General features: G+C 68.4%; 15 protein-coding genes. 9 read left to right on the plus strand and 6 right to left on the minus strand.

What is annotated here, in order from left to right:
• Positions 1-263 precede the first annotated feature (263 nt).
• Both ABD352_RS50565 and ABD352_RS50570 read right to left on the minus strand, forming a co-directional pair.
• Positions 264-1388, minus strand: a complete 1125-nt coding sequence (locus ABD352_RS50565; protein WP_344619831.1) for an SMI1/KNR4 family protein — start codon at positions 1386-1388, stop codon at positions 264-266.
• Positions 1389-1725: 337 nt separating this feature from the next.
• Positions 1726-2220 (minus strand): YfbM family protein, encoded by a 495-nt coding sequence (locus tag ABD352_RS50570; protein WP_344619832.1) that lies wholly within the window; start codon positions 2218-2220, stop codon positions 1726-1728.
• Positions 2221-2541: 321 nt separating this feature from the next.
• Between ABD352_RS50570 and ABD352_RS50575 the strand changes: the two genes are divergently transcribed.
• The 3 genes from ABD352_RS50575 (at position 2542) to ABD352_RS50585 (ending at position 7173) form a co-directional block, all read left to right on the plus strand.
• Positions 2542-3777: an IS110 family RNA-guided transposase gene (locus ABD352_RS50575; RefSeq protein ID WP_344619833.1), complete on the plus strand. Its 1236-nt coding sequence runs from the start codon at positions 2542-2544 to the stop codon at positions 3775-3777.
• A 73-nt stretch (positions 3778-3850) separates the two neighbouring features.
• Complete coding sequence (locus tag ABD352_RS50580) at positions 3851-6412, plus strand: tyrosine-type recombinase/integrase (protein WP_344619834.1); 2562 nt, start codon at positions 3851-3853, stop codon at positions 6410-6412.
• A gap of 518 nt (positions 6413-6930) precedes the next feature.
• Positions 6931-7173, plus strand: a complete 243-nt coding sequence (locus tag ABD352_RS50585; RefSeq protein ID WP_344619835.1) for an e9imm peptide — start codon at positions 6931-6933, stop codon at positions 7171-7173.
• Between the two features lie 214 nt (positions 7174-7387).
• Here ABD352_RS50585 and ABD352_RS50590 read toward each other — a convergent pair whose 3' ends face one another.
• Complete coding sequence (locus tag ABD352_RS50590; RefSeq protein WP_344619836.1) at positions 7388-7969, minus strand: DUF4240 domain-containing protein; 582 nt, start codon at positions 7967-7969, stop codon at positions 7388-7390.
• A 131-nt stretch (positions 7970-8100) separates the two neighbouring features.
• Here ABD352_RS50590 and ABD352_RS50595 point away from each other — a divergent pair, with 131 nt between their 5' ends.
• The 3 genes from ABD352_RS50595 to ABD352_RS50605 all read left to right on the plus strand — a co-directional run bounded on the left by ABD352_RS50595 (position 8101) and on the right by ABD352_RS50605 (position 9922).
• Positions 8101-8298: a hypothetical protein gene (locus ABD352_RS50595; RefSeq protein ID WP_344619837.1), complete on the plus strand. Its 198-nt coding sequence runs from the start codon at positions 8101-8103 to the stop codon at positions 8296-8298.
• A gap of 36 nt (positions 8299-8334) precedes the next feature.
• Complete coding sequence (locus ABD352_RS50600) at positions 8335-9294, plus strand: DUF4241 domain-containing protein (RefSeq protein ID WP_344619838.1); 960 nt, start codon at positions 8335-8337, stop codon at positions 9292-9294.
• A gap of 109 nt (positions 9295-9403) precedes the next feature.
• Positions 9404-9922, plus strand: coding sequence for a hypothetical protein (locus ABD352_RS50605; protein ID WP_344619839.1), 519 nt, complete (start codon positions 9404-9406; stop codon positions 9920-9922).
• Between the two features lie 131 nt (positions 9923-10053).
• Here ABD352_RS50605 and ABD352_RS50610 read toward each other — a convergent pair whose 3' ends face one another.
• Complete coding sequence (locus tag ABD352_RS50610; protein ID WP_344619840.1) at positions 10054-10593, minus strand: hypothetical protein; 540 nt, start codon at positions 10591-10593, stop codon at positions 10054-10056.
• Positions 10594-10843: 250 nt separating this feature from the next.
• On the opposite strand from ABD352_RS50610, the gene ABD352_RS50615 reads away from it, so the two are divergent.
• A complete protein-coding gene (locus ABD352_RS50615) occupies positions 10844-11146 on the plus strand; it encodes a hypothetical protein (protein WP_344619841.1) in 303 nt (100 codons plus the stop codon).
• 98 nt (positions 11147-11244) lie between these two features.
• On the opposite strand, the gene ABD352_RS50620 is transcribed toward ABD352_RS50615, so the two are convergent.
• Both ABD352_RS50620 and ABD352_RS50625 read right to left on the minus strand, forming a co-directional pair.
• Positions 11245-12108 (minus strand): tyrosine-type recombinase/integrase, encoded by an 864-nt coding sequence (locus ABD352_RS50620; RefSeq protein WP_344619842.1) that lies wholly within the window; start codon positions 12106-12108, stop codon positions 11245-11247.
• Positions 12109-12328: 220 nt separating this feature from the next.
• Positions 12329-13363 carry a hypothetical protein gene (locus ABD352_RS50625; protein WP_344619843.1) on the minus strand — a complete coding sequence of 345 codons (1035 nt, stop codon included), beginning with the start codon at positions 13361-13363 and terminating at the stop codon, positions 12329-12331.
• Positions 13364-13556: 193 nt separating this feature from the next.
• Here ABD352_RS50625 and ABD352_RS50630 point away from each other — a divergent pair, with 193 nt between their 5' ends.
• Both ABD352_RS50630 and ABD352_RS50635 read left to right on the plus strand, forming a co-directional pair.
• Complete coding sequence (locus ABD352_RS50630) at positions 13557-14048, plus strand: hypothetical protein (protein ID WP_344619844.1); 492 nt, start codon at positions 13557-13559, stop codon at positions 14046-14048.
• 580 nt (positions 14049-14628) lie between these two features.
• Positions 14629-17052 (plus strand): tetratricopeptide repeat protein, encoded by a 2424-nt coding sequence (locus tag ABD352_RS50635; protein ID WP_344619845.1) that lies wholly within the window; start codon positions 14629-14631, stop codon positions 17050-17052.
• The last annotated feature ends 157 nt before the right edge of the window (positions 17053-17209 follow it).

Consider the following 17209-nt stretch of genomic DNA (forward strand, 5'->3'; position numbering starts at 1 on the left):
CCGTCGGCCACCTCGACCCAACCTGGCCGGGTTGAGGTCGTAGATCAAATTCTATAAGTAGCCGATGTCCGTGCACGTGATCATGGCTGCAAGGGTCGGTCTCTGGAAGCTCACGGACATGGTCCCAGCTACAGCCGGCTGGGCGCCCCGATGGTTCCGGCGCTCGTCGAGCAGCCGTGAATCAATGATCGGGAGGGTCGCCGCCGCGACCCGGGACCGTGGCAGGCTCCTAGCTGCCGAGATCACGACATTTGCCGGATTAGTCAGTGATCGTCGCCTCTCGGAGTGGTGGCGATCCAGGCGGCGCGCTGCGGGGTGATGAGCGGACTCAGCACCGGATCGGTGAGCAGCGTCAAGGGCGCGATGCACAGTGGATCGTCGCTGTGCCACCGTGGCACCGCCGCGGCCACGACCGACCAGGCTGCCTCGGTGTCACCTCGGCGCGCGAACTCGCGGGCCTGTTCGAGTGCGGCGGCGAACTCGGGCGGCTCTGGCGGTACCGGCGCGTCGCTGGCCTCGCCGAGCGCCTGCGTCACCATCCGCCAGGCCCACGCGCCGGACTCGCGCTGTAGGAACAGCGGTACGAGCTCGGCGCGCACTCGCCCGGCGCCGACCGCTTCGACCACGTGCGGATGCGCGAGTACGTCGTTGCGGATCCTGTGGTGCGCGTCAGGCCGCAGGAACGCCCCTACGACGACGGCGAGGTACTGCCCCGCTCCCGACCCCTTGCGGGCTGCCGCCTCGAACCGCTCGACCGCCCCCTCAGCATCGCCCCGCAGTGCCATCCGCCGCCCCTCGGCGATCAGCTCAGCCGCCCCGGCGGGCTCGACCGCCCGTCCCTCGCGGGCGTTGAGCTCCTCGAACGACTCCCGCTCGGCGGCGACCAGATCGGCGAACGAGTCGAAGCGGTCGCTGAGGCCCGGGTACCACGACGCCCAGACGTACGCCGCCCACTCCCCGCTATCGCTGACGTCCGCGGGATCGAGGAGCCAGTAGCACGCGTCCGCATCGGCGGACACCAGCAGCGTTCGGGCCATCAGCTCGTCGTCCTCGTCACCCGCATCGCACAGTCCGGGCTCGATGTCCCGCAGCCATCCGACGTCGGCCGTAGTCCGCATCGTCCATACGAAGGGCCCCATCTCAAGCCACCCGTCCGAGGCTTCCAAGAACGCGCGGTACCCCGGCGGGAGCGACACCCCGAGCCGCTCCTCGACGGCGGCGAGCGCGTCCTCGCCCGCACCGGCGAATCCGAGCCACCCAGAGGCCCGCCGTTCCTTCCCTAGCTGGTGAAGCCGGTCGGCATCGGCGACGCGGAGGAAGTCTGCGCTGTACCCGGCGAGGTAGACCCGCCACTGCTCGGCCGTTTGGGGCCGACCGGTCAAAGCCACGCCCCCACCTTAAGGTCGCTCGCAGACGTGCGCGCTCATGGTTCCCCTCTAGGTCAAGGGATCATGGCGTACAGACCCCTCTCGAGCCACTCCCCGGGCGGTAGCCGGCGGGCACATGCCAGATGAGAGTCACACCCCAGACTCAGGTGGACAGCCGCAAAAGAGAGCGATCCCACCGGCTACCTCGACCCAGCCTGGCCAGGCACGGGTCGTAGATCCAATTAAAGAAGTAGCCGCTGGTCTCGCGCGGCACCGGCACCGTGGTCGTCACAGCGAGCGACGCGCCCGACGCCGACCTTCCTGTCTTGCCGAGATGAGTGCGTCAAGCCGGTCCAACTTACTGATCGACAGTGAAGATCACTGAGCGTCCGGCCGCTGCGGCTTTCTTGTAGAAATCCCGCACTTCTTGCAGGTAATGCCAGGTGTACTCGAAGTCCTCGTCCTCCAGGACGCCTTGGTAGTCGTCCGGGTCGATCACGTCGTAGCGCTCGCGCAGCCACGCCTCGTCAACCGAGTCCAGCGCCTCGGCGACCGCGGGGACTTGGTCAGCGAGAACGTGCGCCACGACGTACTCCTCGCCCTCGTAATGGTGCCCTCCACCGAGCACCACCAACTCCAGCGGCCCGCCACCACACCGGCCGAGCCGCAGCGTGCCGTCGCTGAGGCAGCGGTGCATCGCATCCCAGGCCTTGTCCACCTCACACAACCAGTCCTCGTCCCACGCGCCCTCGACATCGGCGACGAAAGCACGGACCTCAACGTCATCGCGCGTGGCGACAAGAGCCTCGTCCTGCGACTCTGTCAACGCGAAGAGCACCCCACGGCACGCCATGGAGACAGATCGTACGACCACCGACCAGCACAGCGACTGACCCGCAGACACAGGTGTTGCCAAGCCCAGGCGACACACGGATCTAATAGGTTCTTGTCAGCCTGCAGGTGCAGGATGGCATCCACAGCGGCTAGCGGGTCAGCACTCTTCGGATCGGACCCTGTTGAGGTCTTGCGGCAGACCGTGCGCCCGCTGGTCGTGAGGAGATGCTACAGCTGATGGGATGACGTGGCCCGGCTTACAACGCGGTGAGCACTTGACTATTAGATCGCTGACGTCTCCTCCACGCTGCCGTATCAGCTGTCCACAGTGGAGGCGAGGATGATCTGGATAGGGGACGACTGGGCCGAGGACCACCACGACGTCGAAATGCTCGACGACGACGGCCGCCGCATCGCCCGCGCCCGGCTACCGGAAGGCCTGGAGGGCATCACCCGGTTGCACGCGCTGATCGCCGAGAAGATGCCGGAGTCCTGGGCGGAGCTTGACCCCGCGGAGGCCGCCAGCCGAGTACGGATCGGTATCGAGACTGACCACGGCACCTGGGTCCAGGCACTCGTCGCGGCCGGCTACCGCGTCTACGCGATCAACCCGATGTCCGTGGCCCGCTACCGGGAACGACATTCCACCTCCGGCGCGAAGTCCGACGCTGGCGACGCGCACGTGCTGGCCGAGATCGTCCGCCTCGACCACGCCCATCACCGCCAAATCGCCGGCGACAGCCCAGCCGCCGAAGCGGTCAAGCTCCTCGCCCGCGCCCACCAGAACCTGATCTGGGACCGCACCCGCCAGGTCCTACGCCTGCGCGCCGCGCTGCGGGAGTTCTTCCCCGCCGCTCTGGCCGCGTTCGACGACCTGACCGCCGGCGAGGCCCTCGAACTGCTCGACCGCGCACCCGACCCGGACCGCGCCGCCCGCCTACCACGCCTGACGATCATCGCAGCACTACGCCGGGCCGGACGCCGCAACCTCGACGCCAGAGCCGACACGATCCTGCAAACACTGCGCCAGGACCAGCTGCGCCAACCGGCCCCGGTGCAGCACGCCTACGCCGCGATCGTGTCCAGCCAGGTCCAGCTCATCAACATCCTCAACATCGAGATCGCAGAACTCGGGCAGGTGGTGGCCGACCATTTTGGCCGGCACCGGGACGCTGAACGCTACCTGAGCCTGCCCGGCCTTGGCCCGGTCCTGAGCGCCCGGATCCTCGGCGAATTCGGCGACGACCCCCACCGCTACACCGACGCCAAAGCCCGCCGCAACTACGCCGGCACCTCACCGATCACCCGCGCCTCCGGCACCCGCCGCGTCGTACTCGCCCGCTACGCCCGCAACCGACGCATCGCCGACGCCGTGCACCAATGGGCCTTCTGCGCCATGCGCGGCTCACCCGGCGCCCGCGCCTACTACGACACCCTCCGCCAACGCGGCACCGGCCACCAAGCCGCCCTCCGCCAACTCAGCAACCGCCTCGTCGGCATCCTCCACGGCTGCCTCAAAACCAAGACCGACTACGACGAACACACCGCCTGGAGCCATCTCCAGCCCACTACTTGACAAAACAGAACATGGGATGTCTGCCGCGCCGGGAGCTCTGGTGTTCATCGTTGCTGCTGACGCACGGTGATGTATGGCTGTGTTTCCTATCCCCGGCGCCGGTGTTGCGCCGTCGGGTGAGCTCGTGCTGCGCGCGGCGGTGGCCGCCTACCTCGGCCGCTATCGCGGCCTGACCCGGCAGCATTGTGAGTCGGACCTGCGCGTCTTCCTGCGCTGGTGCAGCGACCAGGACCTCGACCCGCTGACTGCGGTCCGGGCCGACGTCGAACGGTACGTGCGTTGGCTGCAGGACGTCGGCCACTACCAGCCGTCCACGGTCTCCCGCCGGCTGTCGATCGTGACCGGGTTCTACCGGGTCTGCGTCATCGACGGCATCCTGCCGCAGTCACCCGCCGACTACGTCCGCCGGCCTACCGTCCCGGCCGAGTCGCCGACCCTCGACCTCGGGCATTTGCAGTTCGAAGCGCTGATCACCACCGCCCGGCTGTCGCCCAATCCGAACGACTTCGCCCTGGTCGCCCTGCTGGGCCTGCTCGGACTGCGGATCTTCGAAGCGTGCGGGTCGAACATCACCGACCTCGGCGAAGAACACGGCCACCGCGTCCTACGCCTGCGCGGCAAAGGCGGCAAAGTCGTCCTGATCCCGCTCCCGCCCGCGGTGGCCCGGGCCATCGAGCGCGCCGTCGGCGGCCGGATCGACGGGCCGATCCTGCGCAACATGCTCGGCGGGCGCATGGACCGCCACGCCGCCTCCCGTCGACTCAGACACCTCACCGTAGCGGCCGGCGTCCGAATGCCCCGCATGCACCCGCACATGCTCCGCCACACGTTCGTCACGACCATGCTCGACGCCGGTGTCAGCCTCCGCGACGTCCAGATCGCCGCCCGCCATGCCGACCCCCGCACGACGATGCGCTACGACCGGGCCCGCAACAACCTCGACCGCCACCCCAACTACATCCTCGCCGCCTACATGGCCTCCGGCCAGACGGTGTGCCCGCTGCGCGTGGAAAGGGGCGCAGACGTTCATGACGCGTTGCGCGCCGACGCAAGGCAGCGATTGCCCTCGACCGCTCTCATGGCGGGCGATGTCTGCTGCTGTGTCACCCGCTCGGGTGACGTGCCGAGTTCGCAGCGCGCCGACGCTGAGCAGCAGGGATATCGGAATGCTCAGGAGGTTGCGATGGCTGCTGCGGGCGTGTTCAAGCAGTGCGGCTGCCGCGAAGCGGCGACCGGCCGCCGTCTGGGCGTGCGGTGTGGCCGATTAGCTGAGCGGGGGCACGGCAGCTGGCACTACCGCTGCTACGTACGGGACCTGTCCGGCCGGGCGGTCCAGGTGCGCCGCGGCGGGTTCACCTCCCAGGCAGCCGCGCAGACGGCGCAGAAACAGACCCTCACCGAGTCGCAGGAGCAGTTCGCCGGGCGGACCTGGACCGTGGCCCGCTGGCTACGGTACTGGCTGACCACCCGTGCCTCGATCCGCCCGACCACGCTGCGCGCCTACACCCAGCACGTCGAGACCCACCTCATCCCGGCCATCGGTGGCCTGCGCCTAGCGGAGGTGACCAGCCGGCACCTCACCGCCATGTTTGCCGAGCTCGGCGCTACCCCAACTCCGACCGGCCAGCCCAGATCCGCTGCCACCCTGCAGCGGGTCCGCGCCACGCTGCGCGCCGCCTACAACGCCGCGATCCGGGAAGGCATGGTCGTGGACAACCCGGCCCGCCGGGTCGAGATGCCCACCGCCCGTCGACCCCACGCCGTCGTCTGGACTCCGGGCCAAGTCGAGCAGTGGCGCGCCGACGGCACCCGGCCGGCGGTGGCGGTGTGGACCACCGCCCAGCTCGCCGAGTTGCTCGACGCCGTCGCCGACGATCCGCTGTTCCCACTGTGGTGGCTCATCGCGCTGCGCGGGCTGCGCCGTGGCGAAGCGGCCGGCCTGCGCTGGCAGGACGTCGACCTCGACCGCCGGCAACTGTCGATCACCATCCAGCGCACCACGATCGGCTACCAGGTCATCGAAGGCCCGCCGAAATCCACCGCCAGCCGCCGCACGATCGCGCTGGACCGGCGCACCGTGACGATCCTGCGCGCTCACCTACACCGTCAGCGGCAGCTGTGCCGGGCCGAGGGCCGGCCGTGGCGGGCCGCGGGTTACGTGTTCACCCGCGCGGACGGGCAGCCGTTCCACCCCAACAGCCTCACCAAGCGGCTGCGATACCTGATCACCACCGCCGGGCTACCGCCGGTCCGGCTCCACGACCTCCGGCACGGCGCGGCCAGCCTCGCCCACACTGCCGGCGCCGACCTCAAGACCGTCCAGGACCAGATCGGCCACGCCAGCATCGTGCTCACCGCCGACACCTACACCAGCGTGCTCCCCGCCACCCAGCACAAAGCCGCCGAAGCCACCGCGCGGCTCGTCCTCAACACCGCCAGAGGGGTGCGGGACAAGATCCGCCGCCGCAACCGGCCGACCGACCCGCCCCGACCTCCGCAGAAGTCCACCACCGTTGCGGCCGGACCCAGCCCGAAACCGCAGGTCAAACCCGCTGTAGACGGTGGTAGGCGGCCGAAACGACGCAAGCGGCAACGAGCCGCCAGCAAGCAGCCACGGTCCACATCGGACCGATAGGCGGGAGGAAACCGCAGGTCAAGTGGTGGGCCGCCAGGGACTCGAACTCTGAACCTACGGATTAAAAGCGAGCGTCCGGTCTGGTCCGGCAACATCCGTACTGGTCAGCGCGCTCAGACCCCCCGCAAACGCCGATGCACACTTTGGGCGGGACGCGGAAGTTCCCGAGCCGAACGGCTCCGTCCGTACCAGGTAGCGAACATCCGAGCAACCACGGAGCAACCAACGGACCCACACCGCCGACGACGCAGACGCCAGACACGGGCGCTCACCGCAGCCGACTCACATCCAATGGGCAGATCGCAGCGCTTTGACTATCCGCAGATCAAGGAGCTCGGGACGCCGAGCGTCGCGGATCGCTGGTCGCCGGCCATGACTGACGGCGACGCACGCGCCGCCGGACCGACTCACCGACCGTAACGAGCGACGACCCATCATGCGCGCCCGGACAGCGGCAAATCCGGGTGCCCGCGGGTAGCCGCAGCGACGATCAGGCTGCGCGCGCTACTGTGCCCGGGGTGACCAACGACCCGGCGGCCTTGACTCGAACGCTCGACGACACCCAACGTCATCGAGCGCTCGAACTCATACGGAGTCTGAAAGACACCGCGCTGCCGGACGCTGCCAGCGGCGAATTGCTGGATCAGTTGGAAAAGCTGCTGCTGTACCCGCGGGTCAGTGATCTTCTGTTCTGGCGCATACCCGAGCTGACCGCCGATGAAGTCATCGACGAGGCGCTGCGGTACCAGCCCTTCGTGTGATGGTTACTGCCAGCTCGACCTGTGCGCGACAACAGCGGCATGAGCGGAAGTTGAGATCGCGAGTACTAGGTTGGCGCCGTCGCACTGCTCATCCTCGAGCTACGTCAAGCTTTGGGCCCGGCGGTCGTCGGTCCCGCGGCGCAGCTTGTCCCGCGTCGTGTTCCCGCATCTGCTCGGCCAACTGCCCGCGGCAGACCGGTCGCCGGCGTTCGGCTTATTCGGTCCATGCCTCGCCGAACAGCGTCCACAGCCTGGGGTACCGACGGGCGATTTCCGTGGTGGACAGGCGAGCCCATCGGCTGTCGTCCGGGTTGGGGTCCATGCGTAGCCGGACGTGGCGCTCCTCGGTGACCACATCGCGGATGTCACCGTCGATGTCGGGCCGTTGGTCGCCGACCATGCACGCCACATACTCCAACGACTCCCAGTCTGGGTAGTCCTCGTCACGCCATGGCTGCGGAAGGGACGCCAGCCGCACTACTTCCGGCACATCGGCCAGGCTGTCGGGATCGTCGATCGCCGCCTCGTAGGCGTGCCGGCCCAGGCCAACGAGCCACATCTGGAAGTAGTGGAAGGAGTCCATACTGCAGGGCCCGGTCATGATGATGTCCGCGGCTCGCCAGAGTCGATAGGTGTTGGCCGGCTCGCGGGTCGCGGACAGGTGCTGGACGAAGTCGAGCAGGTGTGAGCGGGAGATCCGACCGAGACGTTCGCCCAGGAAGGTCTCGCGCTCGTGTTGGGTCGGCCCTGCCTGTCGAGATAGCTCGATGAAGGTCCAGAAGTCGTCCACATCCACCTGATGAGCCTAGATCCGTTCAACACCCAGAACTCGACGACACCCCACCAGCCGTCAGCAGAGTGGTAAGCGGAGAGCGGCAGATGTGCGCAGCCGATCTCGGTTGGCCCTGACAGATGGCAAACACATGTATGGTCATCGCCGTGGTGCCGAGGTTTGAGGCGGTGTATTGCGACGGGTGGGACGGCGGTGTGGTCAACCCGCTGACCGCAACCGTTGCGCAGGCACGTGACGCGGCCGGCGAGCCGTACACCGTCGTGCTCTTGCTTGACGGTCGGCGGCATGCGGTGCTGGATCTCTCCTGGGCCGACGGATACTGCTGCGTGTAGCGCTTCGACACGGCTGGCCGGCAGGTGTCGAGGCACGTGCTGCGTGGCACGGCCGACGGCGAACTGTTTCTGCGCCGGGCCGCCACCTGGGACGGCCCGCCCGATGTGGGCGAATATGAGTATCCGCATGTCGCGGCCCGGACATCCACCACGTACCGCCTCTCCGGCGAGCGCACCGACGTCATCGAGCCGCGCGGCGACCTGGGTGCACGGCATGAGTCCCGCTCGGTACAGCCACCGCCTCGGCTGCCGATTCCAGACTTCGGCCGATGGCAGGACCTGCCGGGTCTCGCCGAGGACGCGCCCGTTGAGATCGTCGACGCGGTCCGGCATCCGCTGCCGGTACGTACCGCAACTCGCCCGCCATGGCGTCCGCCCCGGCCGTTGCAGCCGGACGGCATCGAGGTCCTGTTCACCCCCGGTGCACAGGTCGAGTGCAACGACCGGAAGCTTCGCCTGTCGGTCCACACCGCCGGGCACCTGCACCTGCCCTCCGGCCGTCTGATCGCCGCTGATCCCTCCTCGTTGGACCTCGGCGCCAAGCCGTTCAGCGTCACCGTGCCGCCCGGGTCGCATCCGGTCGCGATCAGCCTCGCGACGTTCGTCGACGACACTCGCCACAGCCGGGTCACCGCCGCCCGCCTCGATGTCGGCGACCGACCGGCCGTGCGATGGGCGCTCGCGCTGTGCGACGGCCAGGAACCAGTCGACCTCGGCTACCGGGAGTTCTTCGGCTTCGGCGTGGACGCCGGCATGGCCTGCTTCGTCGACTCGGACTCCATCGACCGGATGAAGGACGTCTGGCGCACTCTCGGCGGCCTGGTCGAGCCGCACTACCGCACGATCGGTTCGGGAGACATGGTCGCCTGGTCCAGCGGCTGGGGCGACGGCGCCTATCCCACCTGGATCGGCTACGACACCACCGGTGCCGTGACCTGCTTCGTCGCGGACATGCTGCTGTTTTCCACCGACGACGAGGACGAGGACGGTGTGTAGCACTCGGGTTTGCGGCATGTGCGGATTCCAAGACCGCCGCACAGGAGTCTCTTAGATGATCATCAGCACCGCCGTCTGGGCAACAAACTGACGGCATAAAGTACTGATGATGGGGGCATCCGGATGGGGCTACTACACCGATTACCAGCCCGACCTGCAACGGGCGTTCGAGGCCCTGCAAGCGCGGGTCCTCGCTGACGGTGAGTACTGGTGGGCGGTCGAGGATAAGAATGCGAGCAACTGCCCAAACCGGCCGCGAACGCTGGCCGAACTGTTCGCCGACCAGCACGTGCAGCAGTCGGGCACGCACTCGATCCTCGACATGAACCGGGTCCTGCCGATCGGGGAGCCGCCGAAGTACGGATGGGCGGGGGACCTGGAGGAGATCTTCCGGTCCGGCGGCGGCCGCGAGGCCATCGCCCGTCTCGGCCAGCCCGAGTTCGGCACGATCGCACCGGTGACCCCGGCCGAGGCCGTCGAACTCGTCGGCACCGACAAGCTCGCCCGGGAGCATGTGAACGCTCTGGACAACATGCGGTACCACGTCGGCTTCGGCCGCTGCGCCGTGCTGCACGACGCGACCGGTGCGCCGACCGAGATCTACTTCTGGGGCGCCTCCGGCGACTGAATCCCAACGGGGTAAGCACGGCAACACGGACTGCAGCAACGGTCATCGAGGCGCCTCATGTGACGGGCGCTTCGCGGCATGAGCGCGCAGCCAATGCAGGTTCGGCGAACAACGGTGATGCTTCGCGTAGGTCACTGCAGGATCATGCAGGCGCGGTGCTCGAGCAGGTCGTCGGCGAGTTCCTCGACCGAGTTGCTGGCGCCGACGGCGTGCAGCGCCGCTGCGACCCGGCCGGGTATGTCGCTGGGCGTGGTGCCGTCACCGACGGCTGGTAACGCGATCAGCAGGTGCGCGGGTTCGGACGGCAGGAGCGACCACGGAAGATCGAGGTCGGTTTGGTAGACGCCTGCCCAACCGGTTGAGTGCACCGCGTCATCGACTACCCAGTCGATCCCGATGTCGCCGGGTAGGTTCCGCACGATCAGATGCAGGGTCCCACCGCCTACCGGCGCCGCGAACACTGGCCAGCGGTGAGGATCGTCGAACCGGTCCAGATACGCGTCGAGGTCGGCCAGGTCGACGTCGAACGCGGTAGGGGCCGAGCGCGCCATGCCGACGTGGAACAGGAAGGCCGGCCAGAACGGCTCGTCCTGCATCCAGGCGCCGGCGTCGACCAATGGTGACGTCGTCATCGGCGGATGGATTCCGTCCAGATATCCGGGTATGCGCACGACCGACCCTACGACACCGGCCCGGACCAACGCAGGGACCCCGGTCCAGGCTCTACCCCGCCAACGAACGCGTAACCGCGTCAGGTGCAGTCAGAGCGCCGTATCAGCGGCATGAGTGCGCACGTGATCTTCCTCTGGTGGAGCGCGGCGCTGCGTGACCGGGTGGCCATGTCAGACTGCGGTTGCTCGCACGCGAATGATCGGTTCGGAGGGTACGTGTCCGCAACGGGTGACCCACCGGGACGGCAGCATGGACGACTACGCCGCGCACCTGCTGCCGACGTTGGTGGCTGAGTTGGATGCCTACGAAGATGACGAGCATCCCGACATCGCGGTGTCCCACGAGAGCGGATGGACGATGTCCGCCTTTCCGAGCGGTCTGCTGGTCTGGGAGAACGTCGACGACGACGATGAAGACAACAGTTCCCCCGGCCGCCCCACACGCCACCTGCGTGAAGTGCCGCGGGAACGCTTGTCGAAGTTGCTGGCGCTGTGTGCTGATGGCCGGTTCGACGAACTTGAGCGCCTACCTTGGCGCCCTGGCTACTTCTGATTCGCGCCAGCGAACCGCCGCTCTGCGCGTGAGCTTTGTCGCCAACCCGTTGATGCCGATCATATTTATGCTGCGCAACCCATGGTCGTGCTGCAAGGTCAGGTTCCGGAGGCCATGTAGGCGGCGAGGATGTAGTTGGGGTGCCGGTCGAGGTTGTTGCGAGCTCGGTCGTAGCGCATCGTTGTACGCGGGTCTGCGTGGCGGGCGGCGATCTGGACGTCGCGGAGGCTGACGCCGGCGTCGAGCATGGTCGTGACGAACGTGTGGCGGAGCATGTGCGGGTGCATTCGTGGCATCCGGACGCCGGCGGCCGCGGCGAGGTGTCGGAGTCGGCGGGATGCGGCGTGGCGGTCCATGCGGCCGCCGAGCGTGTTGCGCAGGATCGGCCCGTCGGTGCGGTCAGCGACGGCGCGCTCGATTGCCCGGGCCACCGCTGGCGGCAGCGGGACGAGCACGGCCTTGCCGCCCTTGCCGCGGACCCGTAGGACGCGGTGGCCGTGTTCTTCGCCGAGGTCGGTGATGTTGGAGCCGCAGGCTTCGAAGATCCGTAGCCCGAGCAGGCCGAGCAGTGCGATGAGCGCGAAGTCGTTCGGATTCGCCGACAGCCGGGCGGTGGTGATCAGGGCCTCGAACTGCAGATGTCCGAGCCCGAGCGTTGGCGACTCCGCGGGGACAGTGGGTCGGCGGACGTAGTCGGCGGGTGAGTGCGGCAGGATGCTGTCGATGACGCAGGTCCGGTAGAAGCCGGTGACGATCGACAGGCGGCGTGACACGGTAGACGGCTGGTAGCAGCGCACGTCCTGCAGCCAGCGCACATACCGTTCGATGTCGATCCAGACCGCAGCGAGCGGATCCAGGTCGTCGTCGGCGCACCAGCGTAGGAAGACCCGCAGGTCGGACTCGCTGTGCTGCCGGGTCAGGCCGCGGTAGCGACCGAGGTAGGCCGCTACCGCGGCCCGCAAGACAAGCTCACCCGAAGGCTCGAGATGGGCGCTGGGGGCAGGAAACGCAGCCATGTACTACGGTGCGTCACCAGCCCTGATGAACGCCAGCACTCCCGCAGCGGCATGTCCGTGCACGTGATCAAGGCGCCCCGATAGGCCACCGCACTCGATCGGCAAGGGGGTGCACGTGGTTGTGGTCGACCTGTGTTCGCGTCCTGGTCCGCACCCACGTGGACTGTCAGAGGAGGGCGATCTGTCCCGGCAACGGCTCGTCGTCGAGGGGGTTGGCGAGGTGCCATAGCCGAAGCACGTTGTCGTGGTGATGGCGAGTGAGCCATCGGCCTTGTCGCTCGGCGCCGTAGATCGAGCCGGGAGCGTGCTGCCCCGGGTAACGGAGCCGGGAACGGCATCTGAGGCTCCGCGCCGAAAGCAGCAGGTGCTCCTCAGCGTCGTCGGGCAGGTCGGTGCTGACGACGGAGATCAGTATCAGCTCGTCGGTGACGAACACAGCCCAGTCCGTGAGGCGCCAGCCAGCGACGTCCGGCGGTATGTCCACCATATCGTCGATGTGGCGGTTCGCGAGAATTGCCTCGGTGTCGATGTCACGGACGGACAGGAAGCCGTCAAGGGTCATGGTGAGGTAGCGGTCCCCGGCCGGGTTAAAACCGGCAAGGTCGAGGCCGGAGAGTGCTCGCACAGCGATGCGCCCATCGGTCAGGCTGATCAAAGCGCCGGGTGAAGGATCCGGCTGCAGCAGGGCCAGGCCGGTCCAGGCGTCCGTGGGGCGGTGCAGGAACCAGGCCGCCTCCGGCCCGGGCACTGGCACACGATGGATCTCGTCGCCGGTCGGGGCGTACACGGCCATGAGTTCCCGGGTGTCGGCCAAGCGGATCCAGAGGATGTCATTGCCGTCCAGGTGAAAGCTGACCTTACGATCCGGAGCCCTGCCAGCGACTCGGTCCCAGGTGCTTCGCCAGCGAAGAGTCCCGGCGTGGTCCAGGACTGCGATCTCGTGCCGGTCGCCGACCGCGAGGAATCCGTGCGTGGCGCTGGCCTCCACCTGCGGATTGTCGAGCGGAACCGCGGTCCGCGCCATTGGCCGCAGGTCGTGGTCGAACAGGCTGACGGTCATGGTGGCGGGCTCGGTGACCACCCAGCCCAGGCCCGCGGCCGGCGCGACGCGCCGCATGCTGGGCAGCTGGACCTGGTTAATCAGGCGCGGGTGCATCTCCGCAGGATAGAAGTCGTCACCGCTGACTTTGATCGAACGCACGCACATCGGCATTATGCAGGTAATTCTCCTTCACCTATCGGCACAAACCGGCCGAAGGTGAAGGAGAATTACCTGCATATCAAGCAGATGCGGACGTTGTACGGTCATGTATCGGGTGTTCTTGCGCGGTCGCTACGCCGGCTGTTCGCATCGCTGAGGTCCCCCACCCCCCATCGCCGCAGAAGGGAAAGACGTGCGCCTGGTTCATCTCGGACACGTCTTCATCAACTTCAAGAACAACAGCTTTCAGTGGGTTGACATCCAACGGTTCCAGCTGCCGAGGCCCGCGGTCGACGACACCACAGTCCTGGCAATGTTGATCAGCCACGAGTTGTACGGCGACGACCATGCCGGCGGTGCGCCCGGTGACAACCCGGAACGGCACGGCCCGTACTGGCGTGACCGGATCACACCCGAAGCCTTCGACCTGACCAACGCCAGCGTCGATGAACCCCTGCTGCGCGCGTGGGCCGAACGGAACGTCACGCTGACCGAGCCCCTGCACACCGCCCTGGACCGCGAGCTGTACAAGCCGCTGCGCGCCGCCGACCGGATGTACCGGCTCCGCGACCTCGGTCCGGACGCCTTCCACGATTGGGGCGGCGTACATACAGAGTTCCACGAACTGGCTCTCCTCGACCACGCCGCCGAGACGCTGACCGTGGTGGTGGCCGCTGATGACTGAACCCTCTTCGCGGTGATGAGCGGATCTCCGGCCAATCCCCGTGTTCTACTTCGGCCGCCTCGTCGCCGGGGCGGCTGGCTGGCTGGTCGGGCGACGCCGTTGACGCAATGGCGACGTGCGCGCACATCGACAGGACAGCAAGCCCCGGCCACGGTGCGCCGCTGACGGCCCGTGACGAGCACTGCTCGGTCCAGCGCGTCAAGATGTGCGCGCGGCTACAGCCGGATTCGGGCTGGCGTGAGATGCGCCGGCGCCACCGTTAACCTTGATGACACGGTGCGCGACTGGGTGGACGGGCTGCTGCTTGCGGATGATCAGGCCGAGTTGTCGCTGCAGAGGGTGCGGCCATCCGGCGCGTGCTACGCGGCATGATGCCGGGCCGCCGTCACCGCCTCCGCGGAGACGCCACTGGCTGTGAGCCGGGTTGCGTCCTTCGTACGCCGATTCCGCCCGACCAGCTGGCGCGACGTCTGGTGGTATACGTCGTGTCGCACCCGACCCGGTACCTGCCCGGCGACCTGTACCGATGGCGAGTGTTTGCCGGCGTCTACAGTCAGCCATGCGCCGGGACCTGACTGACATGCACGCTCGTGCCGACGGCTACCGCGACCGTGGTTGGCCCGCCGGCACGCCGGAGGATCTGCTGCAGCGCTACTTCGAATTGCTTCGCGGCGGGAACGACCTGGAGCGGATGGTCGCCTGTGCCACCGACAGCGGCCGTCACCTGCGTCTGCGCGAGCACACCGGCGGCATCGGTGCCGCGCTGGCGGAGATGACCGCCACGCAACAGCTGCTGCTCGGCCGGGACCCCGTCGACCTCGGCCCGCTCGCCAGGGTCGCGGTCCACCGAGAAGCGTTGCTCGCGAGCCGCCCGTACCTGCCGGCCAGCATACCGGCGATGTGGCTTCGGCTCGGTGACGTAGATCGCGCCGAGGCGACTATCCGGTCGGGCCGACGGGCCGAGCCGGCACCGGCCGACCTGGCGAAGCTGGCCGGGGTCATGGCGGAAACCGGTCGGCCGGACCGCGCGAAAACCATGATCACCGAAGCGGTCACTGGGGCACGGGCGATGACCGACCGCGACCGCCGCCGTTACGCCATGCTCGGCGTCGCCGCCGCCGCTGTCGGCCTCGTCGACCCGGCGGAGGTCGATGCACTGTTCGCAGAAGCGGAGCGATTGTCCACGCTGGAACAGTGGCCGACCTCCCAGGTCTCCAGTCTCACGCATGCGGCCCGGGTCTCGGCGGACGCAGGCTGCCTGGACCGGGCCCGGCGGATGATCCGCCGAGCCGTGACCGTCACCGACGCCATCCCCGAGACGGATTCCCGCACGGGTGCCTTGGCATCGATCGCGTTCGCGCTGGCGACCGCGGGCGACCTCGACGAGGCCGAGGCGATTGCGCGCGGCATCGAGCCGCCCGACGACTGGGACGCGCAGGCGGCCCTCTACTACGTCGCCCGTGCCGCCGCACGGTCCGGCGAAACGGACCGGGCGGCAGCCCTCGCCGCGCTCATCGACGACGGGCACTTCAGGGCGATGGCCCTGGCCGAAGTCGCGGGGGCGGCCGCCGCCGGTGGGGATCCGCTGCGGGCCGGGGACATCGCCCGGTCGATCACCATTGCCGGCGAGCGCGCTCAGGCCCTCGCGAACATTGCCCACGAGCTGATCGGCGTGGGTGACCTGGAAACCGCCACCGCGCTGCTCGACGAGGCGGTAACCACCCTCGGCCTGGCCAAGGACACCGCGGCCAAGGACGCCGCGACCAAGAACGTCGGAATCGCCCTGGCACGGGCCGGACACGCCGGCCGCGGTGCCGCGCTGATCCGCACCCTGCCCCGCGCCCGCGACCGGGCGGAGGCAATCGCCCTTGTCGCACAGGCCGTCGCGAAGGCCGGCGACACCGGACACGCGACCGAGCTCATGCACGAGGCCGAACGTGCCGCGTGGACCGACGACAACGTCGTCCCGTCGACCGACCGGGAGGTGATGCTCGTCGCCCTGACCGAGGCCGTCGCCGCCACCGGCGACCTCGACCGGTCACTGAGCGTCGCCGCGCTGATCGTGATCAAGAGCAGGCGCGAGCTGGCCGTCGCCAAAGCCACACAAGCGGCGGCGGCGAACGGCGACCCGGCGCGCGCGGAGGCGGTCGCCCGCGCCCAGCTCCGCCCGTACTGGCAGACGCAGGCCCTCTCGTCCATCGCCGCCGGCAACCCACAGCGTGCCGGAAACCTGCTGCGCGATGCCGAACAGCAGGCCGGTACCGACGCCGAATCCCTGGCCGTCATCGCCGTCGCCTACGTGTCCGCCGGCGACACCGCACGGGCCCGAACGCTCCTCGACCAGATCGAGCTCGACGCATCGGTGATCGACGACGAGCGCGCCGCGGTGGTCAGGGCGTTCTCGGCCGTCGGCGACCTCGACCGCGCCACGCGGCTGCTCACCACCTTCGAGCACGACCGGTGGCGGTGCGAGGCGCTCTCGGGAATCGCGCTCGCCGCCGTCGAAACCGGTGACACACACCGCGCGGAAACCCTCGCCAGTGACATCACCGACCTGGCCGTCGCAACGCAGGAACCCTACTGGCCGGCTCAAGCGCACCTGATGGCAGCCGAGATCTACCAGCGGTGCGGCGCGGACGACCGGATGCACACGTCGGCCGCGCTGGCGGAAGCCTTCGCCCACGGCATCACCAACGACCACGCCCGCTCCAACGCGCTCGCGGACGTCGCCCGCTTCGCGATCGCGACCGGAAGACCTGACCACGCCGAGGCGATCAGACGCGCGATCCCCGACCCCGGCCGGTCAGCGCGGGTGCTGGTCGCCCTTGCCAACGCGGCACCACCGGACCGGACCCCGCACCTCGTCGGTGAGGCCCTGTGCACAGGGCCATGGTCGGCGTACGTCGACCTGCTGCCGTACCGCCACCCGTCCGTCATCACGACCATCGCTGATGAAGTCCTTGCGACCGCCCCACCCGCGAACACGACCACGCCGCGCCAATGAGCGCAGGCTTCGCCGCTGCGAACATCGAACATGGTGGAGCTTTCGGCTTGCGCCGCCTCGACCGTCGGATTCCTTGATCGAGTGCGCTCTTCTCGGCTACTTATAGAATTTGATCTACGACCTCAACCCGGCCAGGTTGGGTCGAGGTGGCCGACGG

This window comes from Dactylosporangium salmoneum, assembly GCF_039532525.1.
GTDB classification, from domain to species: Bacteria; Actinomycetota; Actinomycetes; order Mycobacteriales; family Micromonosporaceae; genus Dactylosporangium; species Dactylosporangium salmoneum.

Excerpts from the sequence above, each read along its gene's own strand:
- ABD352_RS50570 (WP_344619832.1), bottom strand. The coding sequence starts at position 2,220 with ATGGCGTGCCGTGGGGTGCTCTTCGCGTTGACAGAGTCGCAGGACGAG.
- ABD352_RS50575 (WP_344619833.1), top strand. The coding sequence starts at position 2,542 with ATGATCTGGATAGGGGACGACTGGGCCGAGGACCACCACGACGTCGAA.
- ABD352_RS50580 (WP_344619834.1), top strand. The coding sequence starts at position 3,851 with ATGGCTGTGTTTCCTATCCCCGGCGCCGGTGTTGCGCCGTCGGGTGAG.
- ABD352_RS50595 (WP_344619837.1), top strand. The coding sequence starts at position 8,101 with ATGGTCATCGCCGTGGTGCCGAGGTTTGAGGCGGTGTATTGCGACGGG.
- ABD352_RS50605 (WP_344619839.1), top strand. The coding sequence starts at position 9,404 with ATGGGGGCATCCGGATGGGGCTACTACACCGATTACCAGCCCGACCTG.
- ABD352_RS50615 (WP_344619841.1), top strand. The coding sequence starts at position 10,844 with ATGGACGACTACGCCGCGCACCTGCTGCCGACGTTGGTGGCTGAGTTG.
- ABD352_RS50635 (WP_344619845.1), top strand. The coding sequence starts at position 14,629 with ATGCACGCTCGTGCCGACGGCTACCGCGACCGTGGTTGGCCCGCCGGC.